Raw genomic sequence first — 14281 nt, 5'->3', positions numbered from 1 at the left:
TAACTAAAACCTAAACTTAAAATTTATAACTTAAACCTGTATATAAACCAATTATATATGGGTTAAAGTTTGTTGGTGTATTTTCATAAGCGTTTATTTGATATTTGAAAGTAGGTTCTAAATTAAATTGAATAGCTTTAGAAAAATTATAGTTAAAACCTACTCCTAAATTGGAAGTGAAGCTTAAATTATTAATGTTATTTGCCTTCCCAATTTCCATCTCTTCACCATCAAATTCTGAAATTATATTATTATTTTCTAAAAGGAATGTACTAAATCCTCCAATTAAATTTATACTAAATTTAGAGTTTATAAACGTGTATTCAAACTCTAAAGGGATTTCATAATAACTTAATTCTTGATTAAGAGAAACACTTTTTACAAATCCTAAGTTAGGTGTTTGTAAAAACGATTCGTTACCACTTATAACATTAATATTTAAGTTGTTATTAATTGTATTAAGATTTAAATTTCTTAAGGTTTTTGGGTTGTTGTTTATGTTTTGATATACAATAACATTGTTGGTGTTGTAGCTTAAGTTTAATTTGTTAATACCAGTTCTTACTTTAATTTTATTATTCAATGCATAACCTACTTTTACACCATAGCCTGTATTAATTGCTCCCGATTTATCATTTTTATTAAATTGTTCGTCAATATGAGAACCATTTCCAAAAGAATTGTAGTAAACAGGTGCAGCATTAATATTTACACTCCACCTGTTGTAGTTATTTTCTTCTTCAATTATTTCTTCAAGTTCTTCTTTTGCTATTGCTTCTTCAATACTATTTTCTTTTTTATCTTCATCTAACTTAATTGTCTCTAATGAGTTTGTAGTTATTGTAGAGTGTAAAGTTGTATCTAAAACAGTAATTAAGTCTTGTACTTTAATTTTATTAGGATTTTTTAAACCAGAATTAGCATTTGATGCGTAATTATTAGTGCTATTACTGTTTTGGGTGTTTATACTAAGGTTATTTTTATTCGATTTTTTAGAACTAATAATTGTGTTTTGATTTTTAGGTCTTTCACTCTTAGTTTCTTGATTTGTATTTACTACAACTTTATTTGAAACTTTTGTTAGTTTTTGTTGTTGTAATTTAGTTTCTGATTCTGAGTTGGTAATATTTTTATTATTGTCCAGCTCTAAAGTTGAATTATTTTTAATTGTTGGTTTGGTATCTCTAGTAGTATTAGTAGTTTTTTGGTTTGTTGTATCTACAGGATTATTTACTGTGTTTACTACTTTAGGTTGTTTTGTATTATTATTTATATACATATTTAATCCTAAACCAAGCATTAGTATAAGGCTTGCAGCAACACCAATAAATTTTATCCAAATTGGTATGACAACAATTTTTTTGTCATCTTCTTTTAATTTAGACTGTATTTTATCCCAATTGTAGTCTTTGGGTTTAACTTCAAATTCTTTAAATTTCTCTTGAAACAGTCTATCTAAATTTTTCTTATTCATTTATAAAGATTGTTTGTTACTTATTTGTTTATAAGCATTAATTTTTTCTTTAAGTATTAGTCTTGCTCTTGCAAGATTTGATTTACTTGTACCAGATGTGATTTTTAACAAATTACTTATTTCGTTGTGAGAATATCCATCAAGAACATATAGGTTAAATACTAATCTATATCTATCAGGTAATTCTTGTATACATTTTAATAGAAAATCTAATTTAATGTTCTCTTCATCAATATCAACAGTTTGATCTTCTATAACTTCTTCATTTACTATCTCAAATACTTTTTGATTTCGATAACATTGCAAAGCGGTGTTTATTGTAATTCTTTTTAACCAACCTTCAAAGCTTCCTTTGTGATTATATTGTTTTATATTTTTAAAAATGGTTACAAAACTATCTTGTAAGTTATCTTCTGCTTCTGCATAATTGCGCGAGTATTTTAGACATAAAGAGAATAGTTTGCTTGAAAATAGCTTATACAATTCACTTTGCGCTTTTGTATCATTTTTTTTACAATTATGTATAAGTTTTTCTAGACTCAAAAGTCTTTTTTTTTATTGATTTACAGGTACTTCTATAATTAGATATGTGTCATTTCCGCTGTCATCTTCACCTTGCCAAAATTTAAACACATAGTTTTCTGTTTGAGTGGCTTCTAATGTAAATGTTCTTTGTTGTTCGTCATTTAATTCTAAACAGTTTTGGTTATTATCAAGCACTGTGCTCATAATAGCTACTGTTCGTTCATTATTATCTTTAACATAATAAAAATCATTAAAAGCATGACATGAGTTAGGCCTCAAGTAAGTTACAGTTATTTCGTGTTCTTCTCCATAGTTAAAAGATTCTGGAACAATTGCAGATTCTATTGGTAATATTTCAACATGATAGTTCTCTATTACATTATTCTCATCGTCTAAACTACACGATAATGCAACTAAGCTAAGTAGTAAAATTAATACTTTTTTCATCTTAATTTGGTGCTATATTTCTTTATAGATGCATTATGTTTTAAATGGTTGCGTCTATAAATAAAAAAATCCCGAATTTTTCGGGATTTTGTTTTTATTGTTCTTCTTTTATTGCTGCTTTAATTTTTTCTTCTAATTCTTCAAACAGTTCTGGATTGTCTTTTATAACTAGTTTTACTGCATCTCTTCCTTGTCCTAGTTTTGTGTCTTCATAACTAAACCAAGATCCACTTTTCTTTACTATACCTTTATCTACAGCTACATCTAAAATTTCTCCTACTTTACTAACACCTTCACCATACATAATATCAAATTCGGCAGTTTTAAATGGCGGAGCAACTTTGTTTTTAACCACTTTTACTCTGGTTTTATTTCCAATTACATCTCCATTAGAGTCTTTAATTTGTGTAGATCTTCTAATATCTAATCGTACAGAAGCGTAAAATTTAAGTGCATTTCCACCAGTTGTAGTTTCTGGGTTACCAAACATTACACCTATTTTTTCACGTAATTGGTTAATAAAAATAACGGTACAATTTGTTTTGCTAATAGAAGCTGTAAGTTTTCTTAAGGCTTGAGACATTAAACGTGCGTGTAATCCCATTTTGGAGTCACCCATTTCACCTTCAATTTCACTTTTAGGTGTTAATGCTGCAACAGAGTCTACTACAACTATATCTATTGCACCAGAGCGAATTAAGTTATCTGCAATTTCTAATGCTTGCTCACCATTATCTGGTTGAGAAATAATTAAATTATCAATATCTACACCTAATTTCTCTGCATAAAAACGGTCAAATGCGTGTTCTGCGTCAATAAAAGCAGCAATTCCACCACTTTTTTGAGCTTCGGCAATAGCATGTAAAGTTAAAGTTGTTTTACCAGAACTTTCTGGTCCATAAATTTCAATAACTCTACCTCTTGGGTAACCACCAACGCCTAATGCAATATCTAACCCTAAAGATCCAGATGCAATTGCATCTACATCTACTACAGCAGCATCACTCATCTTCATTACAGTACCTTTACCGTAAGCTTTATCTAATTTATCTAAGGTTAATTGTAGGGCTTTTAATTTTGCTTCGTTTTCTTTACTCATTATCAGTTCTTTTTATAAAAATTTAATGCTAAAATACTATTTTTTTTAACCTTTTTCATTTTCTCACGCAACCTTTTTAATGTTTTTGCATCTACTTAATAAAGTGGAAAAGATATGCTATGAAAAAGAAAAATTTTACCGCTTTTTATAAAATATTAATTCTTAAAACTGCTGTAGAATGAAATATTTAAATAAAACAGTGTTGATTAAAGCATTAGGTGTTTCAATCTCTATTTTAATAAATAGCAGTTGTAAAACCGATGGTGGTTAACTCGTTATATTTTTTTAATACAATCAATTAAAAAATTAATAAACGAGTTAGTCTGTTAAAAGTCCTTTGTAAATCGCAAAGGACTTTTTTCTTTTTAAAAAATTATTTGTTTTATTTGTAACATATTGAAGGATCACTCATTTATTTTAATGAAACACAATAAACAATTTTCTTATATTATTTTAGTATTACTCTTTATCAATTGTAAGCCTGTACAACCTTTTAAATCAGTTAAGGATCAAAGAAATAGTATGGCTTTAATCAAAAAAGAATTAAATATTAGTAAAAATCAATTAAAACAAATAAAAAAAGAAGACTCTGTTTTGTTCTTGTTGACAAAATCTTTGAAAAACTCTGTAAAACCAGAACGGTTAGAACGTAGATTAGATTCCTTTTACCAAAAAAGATATACAAAAAAGGAATTACTAGTAATGTTAGAATTAGAGTATATCTTTAGACATGACAAAAACCCAGATATAGAACTAGACAGAAGTAAAAATCCTAAACAAGGCATAGATATTACCAATGTCGATGATGGTTCAAAGTTTATAGATAGTTTAATTGATAAACATGTTAAGTTGAATTTTAAGAATAAAGATTCTTTAAAATAAAAGTTTTAGAATACTTAAAGTCCTTTGTAAATCGCAAAGGACTTTTTTCTTTTTAAAAGCTTAGTGTCTTGTTTTTCATAGGTTTAGTGCTAAATGTGTATTCCAAATCTTGCAATACCCAATATAAATTCTACCTTTGCAGCATTTATTAACACTTAAATCGAAAGTATAGCATGCAACTGTACAACAAATTAAGCGCTAATGAACGTGCTGAGCTTATAAAAAAAGCAGGAAAAGAACGTCTTACACTATCTTTTTACAAATATGCGCGCATTAGCAATCCGCAAGAATTTAGAGACCAATTATTTATTAAATGGCGCAGTTTAGATGTCTTAGGTAGAATTTATGTTGCTACCGAAGGTATTAACGCACAATTATCACTTCCAGCAGATAATTTTGAAAATTTCAAAACGCATTTAGATAGCATTGATTTTTTAGAAAATGTTAGACTTAACATTGCAGTAGAGCAAGACAATATGTCTTTTTTAAAGCTGAAAGTAAAAGTTCGTGACAAGATTGTTGCAGATGGATTAAACGACGAAACTTTTGACGTTACCAACAAAGGAATACACGTTAATGCCGAAAAGTTTAACGATTTAATCGAAGACAAAAACACGGTACTAGTAGATATGCGTAATCACTACGAAAGTGAAATAGGTCACTTTAAAAACGCAGTGACACCAGATGTAGATACTTTTAGAGAATCATTAGATATAATCGAAGACGATTTAAAAGCACATAAAGAAGACAAAAACCTGGTCATGTATTGTACAGGAGGAATACGATGCGAAAAAGCTAGCGCATATTTTAAACACAAAGGATTTAAAAACGTCTATCAACTTGAAGGCGGAATTATAGAATACACAAGACAAGTCAACGAAAAAGCTTTAGAAAATAAGTTTATAGGAAAAAACTTTGTGTTTGACGAGCGTCGCGCCGAACGAATAAGTGACGATGTAATTGCGCAATGTCACCAATGTGGCGAACCTTGTGATACGCATGTAAACTGTGCTAACGATGCTTGTCACTTACTATTTATACAATGTGAATCTTGTAAAACCGAAATGAATAACTGCTGTTCTTCAACCTGTAAAGATATACATGCTTTACCATATGAAGAGCAAAAAGCATTACGTAAGGGACAAGGTAATAGTAACGACATCTTTAAAAAAGGACGTGCAGATTATTTACCATATAAAAAAGATTTACGTAACATCTTCGAAAATTTAAATCCAACACAAGACTAAAAACAATTAGAATAAAAAGTATTTAGTCAAATAATAAATTAAAAGATACCTTTAAAAGTTTCTTTACAACTTAATCTAATAAACACTAGTGTTTTAGATGTTGTAAAGAAGCTTTTTTAATTTTAAAACGTAGATTTTCAACCCTAAAAAAGCATCAAAAACTTAACTCGATTTTTATTATTTTAAAGTCATAAGAATAATCTTATCTTTACAAATTAAAGTGACTTAAATTCTATATAGTATAAAAGTCGCAAATTATTAATCGTCATCTAAGGTTAACACCTTTAGATTCAATATATACATAAATAATATGGCTTGTCAAAGTTGCGCTACAGGAAAAGATGGGCAGCCTAAAGGTTGCAAAAATAACGGAACATGTGGTACAGATAGTTGCAATAAATTAACAGTTTTCGATTGGTTAGCAAACATGTCTATTCCAAACGGAGAAGAACCTTTTGATTGGGTTGAGGTTAGATTTAAAAATGGACGTAAACATTACTACAAAAACTCAGAAAAACTAACATTAAGTATTGGAGATATTGTTGCAACAGAAGCTCAATCTGGTCACGATATTGGTATGGTTACACTTACTGGAGAGTTAGTAAGAGTTCAACTTAAAAGAAAAAAAATAGACACCAAAAACGATATATTAAAAATTTATCGTAAAGCCTCACAAAAAGACATAGATATTTGGAGCGAAGCAAGAGACCGTGAAGAACCAATGAAGGTTAAAGCGCGTCAATTTGCTATAGATTTAAATCTAAAAATGAAAATCTCTGATATCGAATTTCAAGGCGATGGTAGTAAAGCAACATTCTATTACACAGCAGAAGAACGAGTAGATTTTAGAGAATTAATTAAAGTTTACGCTAGAGAATTTAAGATCAGGATAGAGATGAAGCAAGTAGGTTTCCGTCAGGAAGCTTCAAGACTTGGTGGTATTGGATCTTGTGGTCGCGAGTTGTGTTGCTCTACTTGGTTAACAGATTTTAGATCCGTAAGTACTAGCGCAGCGCGTTACCAACAATTATCATTAAACCCTTTAAAATTAGCAGGTCAATGTGGTAAATTAAAGTGTTGTTTAAATTACGAGCTAGATGCGTATTTAGATGCTTTAAAATCGTTTCCTAAAACAGACGTAAAATTATATACAGAAAAAGGTACAGCAGTTTGTCAAAAAACAGACATCTTTAAAGGTCATATGTGGTATGCCTATGAAGGCGAATGGATGAATTGGCATTTAATAACTACAGAGCAAGCCAACGAAATCATACAAATAAACAAACAAAAGAAAAAAGTAATTAGTCTTGAAGAGTACACAATAGATGTAGAAATTGATACTAAAACCGAGTTTGAAAACGTTGTTGGTCAAGATAGTTTAACAAGATTTGATAAGCCTAAGCGTAATAAAAAACGCAAAAACAATAAAAACAGAACTAAAAACAATAAGTCAAACAAAGTAGAAGCTAAAACAAATTCTAAGTCAAATAATCCAAACGCTCAAAATAAACGTACAAAAAGACGTAGACCAAACAAAAAAAAACCAAACAATAATAAAACCAATGAAAATAAATAAAATACTAATTTTATTATTGTTAACCTTAGTGATGTCTTGCGACTCTTCAGCTGTTTTTGATGAGTATAAAACAGTATCTACAGCTTGGAATAAAGAAGATGTAGTTAGTTTTAAAATCAATCCGCCAGACTCAATAAAACCTTACAATTTATTTGTAAATATTAGAAACACTAATACCTATAAATTTAGTAATCTATACCTAATAGTTCAAATGAAATTTCCTCACGGAAAATCAATAACAGACACACTACAATACCGTATGACAACACCAACAGGTAAGTGGTTAGGTGAAGGACTATCTACCGTAAAAGAAAATAAATTATGGTATAAAGAAGGTGTAGTATTTAACGAAAAAGGAGAGTATCAAGTAAATATTCAACATGCAATGCGTCAAAACGGAGAAGTAAATGGCGTTGTAAACCTAGAAGGCATTACAGATGTTGGATTTAGAATAGAAAAAACAGAATAATAAAATAGCTACGTATGGCAAAAACTAAAAAACAAGAAACTACAAGTTTTGACAAGTACATAAGATGGTTTTGGATGCTTTTTTTAGGAGGTATTCTATTTATTTGTTTAATATTTTTCTTAGCCTCTTTAGGTGCTTTTGGTGAAATGCCAGATCATACACAGTTAGAAAATCCAGAAACAAATCTAGCTACAGAAATTGTCTCTTCAGACGGAAAAACATTAGCAAAATTCTATTTAAACGATAATAGAACGCCAGTGTTTTACGAAGACTTACCGCAAAATCTTATAGACGCTTTAGTAGCGACAGAAGATGCAAGATATTACGAGCATTCTGGAATAGATGGAAGAGGATTATTACGAGCAGTATTAAAACCAGGAAGTGGTGGCGCAAGTACAATATCTCAACAATTAGCAAAGCAATTATTTCATGGTGAAGGATCAAAAAATATAGCAGAGCGTTTAATACAAAAAGTTAAAGAGTGGATTATCGCTGTAAGATTAGAGCGTCAGTATACAAAAGAAGAAATTATCGCTCAATATTTTAATATTTACGATTTTGGTAATAATGCAGATGGTATAAGATCTGCAGCTAGAATTTACTTTGGTAAAGAACCTAAAGAATTAGATGTAAAAGAATCTGCCATGTTGGTAGGAATGTTTAAAAATTCTTCATTATACAATCCAAGACCAGATAGAAATCCAGAAGGTGTAAAAAATAGACGAAATGTAGTATTGTCTCAAATGGTTAAATATGGAGTTTTAGATGAAAAAGTTAAAGACTCTTTACAAAAAACAGAACTTGATTTAGATTTTAATCCAGAGTCACATAATGATGGTACAGCTACTTATTTTAGAGAATATTTAAGAGCCTTTTTAAAAGACTGGGCAAACGATCCTAAAAACAAAAAACCAGACGGATCAAAATATAACATTTACCAAGACGGATTAAAAGTATACACGACTATAGATTCTAGAATGCAAACCTATGCAGAAGATGCTGTAATTAACCATATGAAAAAACTTCAAGCAGAATTTTTTCATCAAAATACACCAGATCGTAATCCAACAGCTCCATTTTTAGATTTAGATAAAGAAGAAATTAATAGCTTAATGCAACGTTCTATGAAACAATCAGAACGTTGGAGACATATGAAGTATGATTTAAAAAAATCTGAAAAAGAAATTATAGCCTCATTTGATAAGCCTACAAAGATGTCTATTTTTTCTTGGGAAAGAGGTGAAATAGATACCATAATGAAACCTATAGATTCTATGAGGTATTATAAGCATTTCTTACAACCTGGATTAATGAGTATGGATCCGCAAACAGGACATGTAAAAGCATGGGTTGGAGGTATGAATTATAAACACTTTAAATACGATCACGTAAAACAAGGTAAACGACAAGTTGGATCTACATTTAAGCCTTTTGTTTATGCAACTGCGATAAACCAGTTACACATGTCGCCTTGTGATAAATTACCAAAAGCTCCAATAACTATCGAAGCTAATAAATTTGGAAATCCAGAACCTTGGGCTCCAAAAAACTCAGATGGTGATTACAGTGGTGAGTTAACTTTAAAACAAGCCTTAGCAGGATCTGTAAATACTATTACAGCAAGATTAATGGATAAAGTTGGTCCAGAACCAGTATCTAAATTAGCAAGAGATTTAGGTGTAGAGTCAGAAATACCTGCTGTACCATCTATAGCATTAGGTACGCCAGACATTAGCTTATATGAAATGGTTGGAGCCTATTCTGCATTTGCAAATCAAGGTGTTTACACAAAACCAGTAATGGTTACTTCAATCGTAGATAAAAACGAAACTGTTTTATACCAATTTGTTCCAGAAACAAAAGATGTTTTAAGTGAAGAAGCAGCTTATGTAACAGTAAAATTAATGCAAGGTGTTGTAGAATCTGGATCTGGTGCAAGATTAAGACATAATTGGGCAAAAAACGTTCAAGTATATAAAGAAATAATAACAGGTTATCCTTACAACCTTAATTATCATATAGCAGGAAAAACAGGAACTACGCAAAATCAATCCGATGGTTGGTTTATGGGTATGGTACCAAATTTAGTTACTGGTGTTTGGGTTGGAGCAGAAGATAGAGCAGCGCATTTTAAAACCATCACTTATGGTCAAGGTGCATCTATGGCCCTACCAATTTGGGGAATGTATATGAAAAGCTGTTATGAAGATGAAGATTTAAATATTTCAAAAAACGATTTTGTAAAACCTAAAGACCTTTCTATTGTTGTAGACTGTGATGGTTATGTACAAGATAATGCAACTAATAACGGAGATTTAGATATGCCAGAAGATGATGTGCCAGATGAGTTAGAACTTTTTTAAAATTCCGGAATAAATTTTAAAAGCCATTCTTTTTAGAATGGCTTTTTTATTTCTTAAATTTAAACCACTAAAACATCAAGAAAAAATGATTAAAAAAACGGTTAAATCAGTTCAAGAAGCCTTACAAGGTGTAGAAGATAATATGACGTTTATGTTAGGTGGATTTGGATTAAGCGGAATACCTGAAAACGCAATAGCAGAATTAGTAAAACGCAATGTAAAAAACGTAACTTGTATCTCTAATAATGCCGGAGTAGACGATTTTGGTTTAGGGCTTTTACTTCAAAAAAAGCAAATCAAAAAAATGGTATCTTCTTACGTAGGAGAAAACGACGAATTTGAAAGACAAATGTTATCTGGAGAATTAGATGTAGAGCTTATTCCTCAAGGTACACTTGCCGAAAGATGTCGCGCAGCACAATCAGGCTTTCCTGCAATATATACACCAGCTGGATACGGTACAGAAGTAGCAGAAGGTAAAGAAACAAGAGAATTTGATGGTAAAATGTATGTGTTAGAACACGCATTTAAAGCCGATTTCGCTTTTGTAAAAGCTTGGAAAGGTGACGAAGCAGGAAATCTTATTTTTAAAGGTACAGCGCGTAATTTTAACCCAGTAATGTGTGGCGCAGCAAAAATAACAGTTGCAGAGGTAGAAGAGTTGGTGCCAGTAGGAGAATTAGATCCTAATCAAATTCATATTCCAGGTATTTTTGTACAACGTATTTTTAAAGGTGAAACTTTTGAAAAACGTATAGAACAACGTACAGTAAGATCAAAAAGTTAGATAGAAATCTAAAGTTAAAAGTATTTAAACTGTCTAAAGTTAACTTAACCAAATAACAGGAAGTACTTTTTATCCTAAATATTAATTGTGCCCAAATTTAAGTAGTTAAGGCACTTATAATTTAAACTAAAAATGTTAGATAAAAACGGAATAGCAAAGCGCATTGCAAAAGAAGTTAAAGATGGTTACTACGTTAACCTTGGTATTGGTATACCAACTTTGGTGGCTAATTTTGTAAGAGACGATATAGAAGTAGAATTTCAAAGTGAAAATGGAGTACTTGGTATGGGACCATTTCCTTTTGAAGGTGAAGAAGATGCAGATATTATAAACGCAGGAAAACAAACCATTACAACATTACCAGGCGCAAGTTTTTTTGATAGCGCTATGAGTTTTTCTATGATTAGAGGTCAGCATGTACATTTAACCATTTTAGGCGCAATGGAAGTGGCAGAAAACGGAGATATTGCAAACTGGAAAATACCAGGAAAAATGGTAAAAGGAATGGGTGGAGCAATGGATCTTGTAGCTAGTGCAGAAAATATAATTGTTGCTATGATGCACACTAATAGAGCTGGCGAATCTAAACTACTTAAAAAATGTTCTTTACCATTAACAGGTGTTGGCTGCGTTAAAAAAATTGTAACTAACCTTGCTGTTATAGAAGTCACAGAACAAGGATTTAAGTTATTAGAACGTGCACCTGGTGTAACCGTTGAGGACATAAAAAATGCAACAGAAGGCACATTAATCATTGAAGGTGAAATTCCTGAAATGAATATTTAATTATATACATATATGCGTATTCAATCTCTTGATAAGCAATTTATAGAATACACTTATATAGAAAACAGAAATCATAATGCAATAGCAGATCGTTTTGTTAGAAACACTACTATTGCATTAGATTTTTTAGTTAGAACTAGTGTGTTAACCATTTCTTTTAAGGAAGATGATATATTACAAAGATTTGATGTTATAGATATTTTAGTTGCAGATACTACAAATAATATCACAATAGTACCTTCTAATAAAAATGCATATAGTCCAAAATATAATACTATACAATTTTACGATACACATGGTGTTGTATTTAGAAAAAATCATAAAAAAAGATGGTTTAGAAGTAATAAAGGATATAATTCTCCTGTATCGTTATTAGCACATGAGCTTATCCATTGTTATAACGAATTATATGATACCGAAGACTATTTAAATAGAAAACAAGATTTTACCTCAAGAGGAAAAAAGATAGATCAAGATGGTAACGATTTATCTTTTCCAAATGCCGAAGAAGTTTTTGTAATAAAAATGACCAATCAAGTTGCAGCTAGATTAGGTGAAGATAGACGTTCTAATTACGGTAGAAGTTACTATCCAACAAGACATGTCTTAACTACTAAAAAGGCTAAAAAATTGTTTTAAAATCCTGTTAAAACCGTGTTAAATGTTAAAAAAATATGTATTTAGTCGAAAAATAATGCGTTTAAACCGATAAAATAAATTTTTTTACGCATATTTACAATCCCAAATTTAACCAAATAACATATCCCTAATCTACCATAAACAACTGCTTATGTCTTTTGCTTCAAATCTATCTGAACAACCTACAAATTCAATAAGCAAGTTTTTTATTTCGGTAAAAAACACATTTAGATTAACTAAAAATCTTTTTGTACTTACTAAAAAGCTGTTTATGTTATAATCCTTTTGGGATTGCGTCTATCAATTTTTTTGTATACTCTTTTTTAGGTGAAGCATAAATAACATCTGCATCATCTAGCTCTTCAATTTTACCTTTATTCATAACTAATAATTGATCACTCATGTATTTTACAACTGCTAAATCATGAGAAATAAAAATATAAGTAAAGCCAAAGTTTTCCTTTAATTCATTAAGAAGATTTAAAACTTGTGCTTGTACAGAAATATCTAAAGCAGAAACAGATTCGTCACAAACAATTAATTTTGGTCTTAAAGCAATTGTTCTAGCAATTCCTATACGTTGTCGTTGTCCTCCAGAAAATTGATGAGGATATTTGTAAAAAGCAGCTTTTGTTAATCCTACTTTTTCTAATAAATTTAATGTCTCTTCTTTTCTTTCTTCTTTAGAAGTATAAAGGTTATGTACTTGCATAGGTTCCATAATAGCTTCACCAACGGTTAAACGTGGATTTAAAGAAGCAAATGGATCTTGAAATATAATTTGAATGTCTTTACGTAAAGATTTTATTTCCTTTTTAGTAAGGTTGGTAATATCTTTACCTTTATATAAAATTTGTCCAGAAGTAGCTTGATCTAATAATAAAAGGGCATTACCTAAAGTAGATTTTCCGCAACCAGATTCTCCAACCAATCCAAGAGTTTCGCCTTCATATAATTTAAAGCTCACATCGTCTACAGCTTTAAACTTTTCTATTGTTTTAAAAAGTCCAGTTTTAGAAATGTATTCTTTTTCAAGATTTTTTACTTCCAAAATAGGGTTTTTACCGTAAATGGATTTATGTTTTTTTGCGCGTTCTAATGCAGTAATTATCTTGTTATCGATATTATTTTGCATTACGTCTTGTATTGTAGGTAAACGCTCTAGTCTTTCGTTTAAAGAAGGTCTTGCTTTTATTAAAGCTTTAGTGTATTCGTTTTTTGGATGATTAAATATATTTTCGGTTGTATTTTGTTCAACAATTTCACCTTTATACATTACAAAAGTACGTTGCGCTATTTCAGATATTAAAGATAAATCGTGAGTAATAAATAAAATACTCATTTTAGTGTCTTCTTGTAGCTCTTTTAATAATAAAATAATTTCCTTTTGTACTGTAACATCTAGTGCTGTAGTTGGCTCGTCTGCGATTAATAATTTAGGCTTACAAGCAATAGCTATAGCTATCATAACACGTTGTTTTTGTCCGCCAGAAATTTCATGCGGATAAGCATTAAATACGCGATTTGGATTTGGTAATTTTACCTTTTCAAACAGTGATAATACCTCTTTTTTTACTTCTGTTTTAGATAAAGAAGTGTGTTTTTTTAATACCTCTTCTACCTGTTTACCACAGCGCATAGAAGGGTTTAAAGAGCTCATAGGTTCTTGAAATATCATTGCTATTTCATTACCTCTTAATTTTTGATACGCTTTTTCTTTAATAGAAGTTAGATCAAACGAGTTATATGTAATTGTTCCAGAAGTAATTTTGCTTGTTGTTTTGGGTAATAATCCCATAATAGCAAGTGATGAAACAGATTTTCCAGATCCAGATTCTCCTACTACACCAACTATTTCATTTTCATAAATAGAATAAGAGATTGATTTTATAATTGAAATGAAATGTTTATCAGATTTAAACCCAATCGATAAGTTGTCTATTTTTAGTAAAGGCTTGCTCATTATATGTAAAAGTAACTAATTTCT

At 30.1% G+C, this 14281-nt stretch carries 13 protein-coding genes; 8 read left to right on the top strand and 5 right to left on the bottom strand.

What is annotated here, in order from left to right:
- Positions 1-16 precede the first annotated feature (16 nt).
- From IFB02_RS05195 to recA, 4 genes are all read right to left on the bottom strand, one after another.
- Entirely contained in the window at positions 17-1474 is a 1458-nt protein-coding gene (locus tag IFB02_RS05195) for a hypothetical protein (RefSeq protein WP_191073097.1), read from the bottom strand.
- The gene (locus IFB02_RS05190; protein ID WP_106688003.1) at positions 1475-2017 is read right to left on the bottom strand and encodes an RNA polymerase sigma factor; all 543 of its coding nucleotides are present in this window, start codon (positions 2015-2017) and stop codon (positions 1475-1477) included.
- 12 nt (positions 2018-2029) lie between these two features.
- Positions 2030-2446 (bottom strand): hypothetical protein, encoded by a 417-nt coding sequence (locus IFB02_RS05185; RefSeq protein ID WP_106688002.1) that lies wholly within the window; start codon positions 2444-2446, stop codon positions 2030-2032.
- A 94-nt stretch (positions 2447-2540) separates the two neighbouring features.
- A complete protein-coding gene (gene recA, locus IFB02_RS05180) occupies positions 2541-3545 on the bottom strand; it encodes a recombinase RecA (protein ID WP_106688001.1) in 1005 nt (334 codons plus the stop codon).
- Between the two features lie 420 nt (positions 3546-3965).
- Here recA and IFB02_RS05175 point away from each other — a divergent pair, with 420 nt between their 5' ends.
- The 8 genes from IFB02_RS05175 (at position 3966) to IFB02_RS05140 (ending at position 12294) form a co-directional block, all read left to right on the top strand.
- Positions 3966-4427 carry a hypothetical protein gene (locus IFB02_RS05175; RefSeq protein WP_106688000.1) on the top strand — a complete coding sequence of 154 codons (462 nt, stop codon included), beginning with the start codon at positions 3966-3968 and terminating at the stop codon, positions 4425-4427.
- A gap of 173 nt (positions 4428-4600) precedes the next feature.
- Positions 4601-5674, top strand: a complete 1074-nt coding sequence (gene trhO, locus IFB02_RS05170) for an oxygen-dependent tRNA uridine(34) hydroxylase TrhO (protein ID WP_191073096.1) — start codon at positions 4601-4603, stop codon at positions 5672-5674.
- A 310-nt stretch (positions 5675-5984) separates the two neighbouring features.
- Positions 5985-7250: a PSP1 domain-containing protein gene (locus IFB02_RS05165; protein ID WP_106687998.1), complete on the top strand. Its 1266-nt coding sequence runs from the start codon at positions 5985-5987 to the stop codon at positions 7248-7250.
- Positions 7237-7719 (top strand): gliding motility lipoprotein GldH, encoded by a 483-nt coding sequence (locus IFB02_RS05160; RefSeq protein ID WP_106687997.1) that lies wholly within the window; start codon positions 7237-7239, stop codon positions 7717-7719. The genes IFB02_RS05165 and IFB02_RS05160 overlap by 14 nt, the downstream gene beginning before the upstream one ends.
- A gap of 14 nt (positions 7720-7733) precedes the next feature.
- Positions 7734-10082: a penicillin-binding protein 1A gene (locus IFB02_RS05155; RefSeq protein ID WP_106687996.1), complete on the top strand. Its 2349-nt coding sequence runs from the start codon at positions 7734-7736 to the stop codon at positions 10080-10082.
- Between the two features lie 85 nt (positions 10083-10167).
- The gene (locus IFB02_RS05150; protein ID WP_106688176.1) at positions 10168-10869 is read left to right on the top strand and encodes a CoA transferase subunit A; all 702 of its coding nucleotides are present in this window, start codon (positions 10168-10170) and stop codon (positions 10867-10869) included.
- A 132-nt stretch (positions 10870-11001) separates the two neighbouring features.
- Positions 11002-11655, top strand: coding sequence for a 3-oxoacid CoA-transferase subunit B (locus IFB02_RS05145; protein WP_106687995.1), 654 nt, complete (start codon positions 11002-11004; stop codon positions 11653-11655).
- A 12-nt stretch (positions 11656-11667) separates the two neighbouring features.
- Positions 11668-12294, top strand: a complete 627-nt coding sequence (locus tag IFB02_RS05140) for a hypothetical protein (protein ID WP_191073095.1) — start codon at positions 11668-11670, stop codon at positions 12292-12294.
- A gap of 274 nt (positions 12295-12568) precedes the next feature.
- Here the strand turns inward: IFB02_RS05140 and IFB02_RS05135 are convergent, their stop codons facing one another.
- Positions 12569-14257, bottom strand: coding sequence for an ABC transporter ATP-binding protein (locus IFB02_RS05135; RefSeq protein ID WP_191073094.1), 1689 nt, complete (start codon positions 14255-14257; stop codon positions 12569-12571).
- Positions 14258-14281: the final 24 nt, after the last annotated feature.

The sequence above is a fragment of the Mesoflavibacter profundi genome (genome assembly GCF_014764305.1).
GTDB classification, from domain to species: Bacteria; Bacteroidota; Bacteroidia; order Flavobacteriales; family Flavobacteriaceae; genus Mesoflavibacter; species Mesoflavibacter profundi.
This window is presented reverse-complemented; position numbering and strand designations above follow the sequence as displayed.

Excerpts from the sequence above, each read along its gene's own strand:
- IFB02_RS05195 (WP_191073097.1), bottom strand. The coding sequence starts at position 1,474 with ATGAATAAGAAAAATTTAGATAGACTGTTTCAAGAGAAATTTAAAGAA.
- IFB02_RS05185 (WP_106688002.1), bottom strand. The coding sequence starts at position 2,446 with ATGAAAAAAGTATTAATTTTACTACTTAGCTTAGTTGCATTATCGTGT.
- recA (WP_106688001.1), bottom strand. The coding sequence starts at position 3,545 with ATGAGTAAAGAAAACGAAGCAAAATTAAAAGCCCTACAATTAACCTTA.
- IFB02_RS05175 (WP_106688000.1), top strand. The coding sequence starts at position 3,966 with ATGAAACACAATAAACAATTTTCTTATATTATTTTAGTATTACTCTTT.
- trhO (WP_191073096.1), top strand. The coding sequence starts at position 4,601 with ATGCAACTGTACAACAAATTAAGCGCTAATGAACGTGCTGAGCTTATA.
- IFB02_RS05165 (WP_106687998.1), top strand. The coding sequence starts at position 5,985 with ATGGCTTGTCAAAGTTGCGCTACAGGAAAAGATGGGCAGCCTAAAGGT.
- IFB02_RS05160 (WP_106687997.1), top strand. The coding sequence starts at position 7,237 with ATGAAAATAAATAAAATACTAATTTTATTATTGTTAACCTTAGTGATG.
- IFB02_RS05155 (WP_106687996.1), top strand. The coding sequence starts at position 7,734 with ATGGCAAAAACTAAAAAACAAGAAACTACAAGTTTTGACAAGTACATA.
- IFB02_RS05150 (WP_106688176.1), top strand. The coding sequence starts at position 10,168 with ATGATTAAAAAAACGGTTAAATCAGTTCAAGAAGCCTTACAAGGTGTA.
- IFB02_RS05145 (WP_106687995.1), top strand. The coding sequence starts at position 11,002 with ATGTTAGATAAAAACGGAATAGCAAAGCGCATTGCAAAAGAAGTTAAA.
- IFB02_RS05140 (WP_191073095.1), top strand. The coding sequence starts at position 11,668 with ATGCGTATTCAATCTCTTGATAAGCAATTTATAGAATACACTTATATA.
- IFB02_RS05135 (WP_191073094.1), bottom strand. The coding sequence starts at position 14,257 with ATGAGCAAGCCTTTACTAAAAATAGACAACTTATCGATTGGGTTTAAA.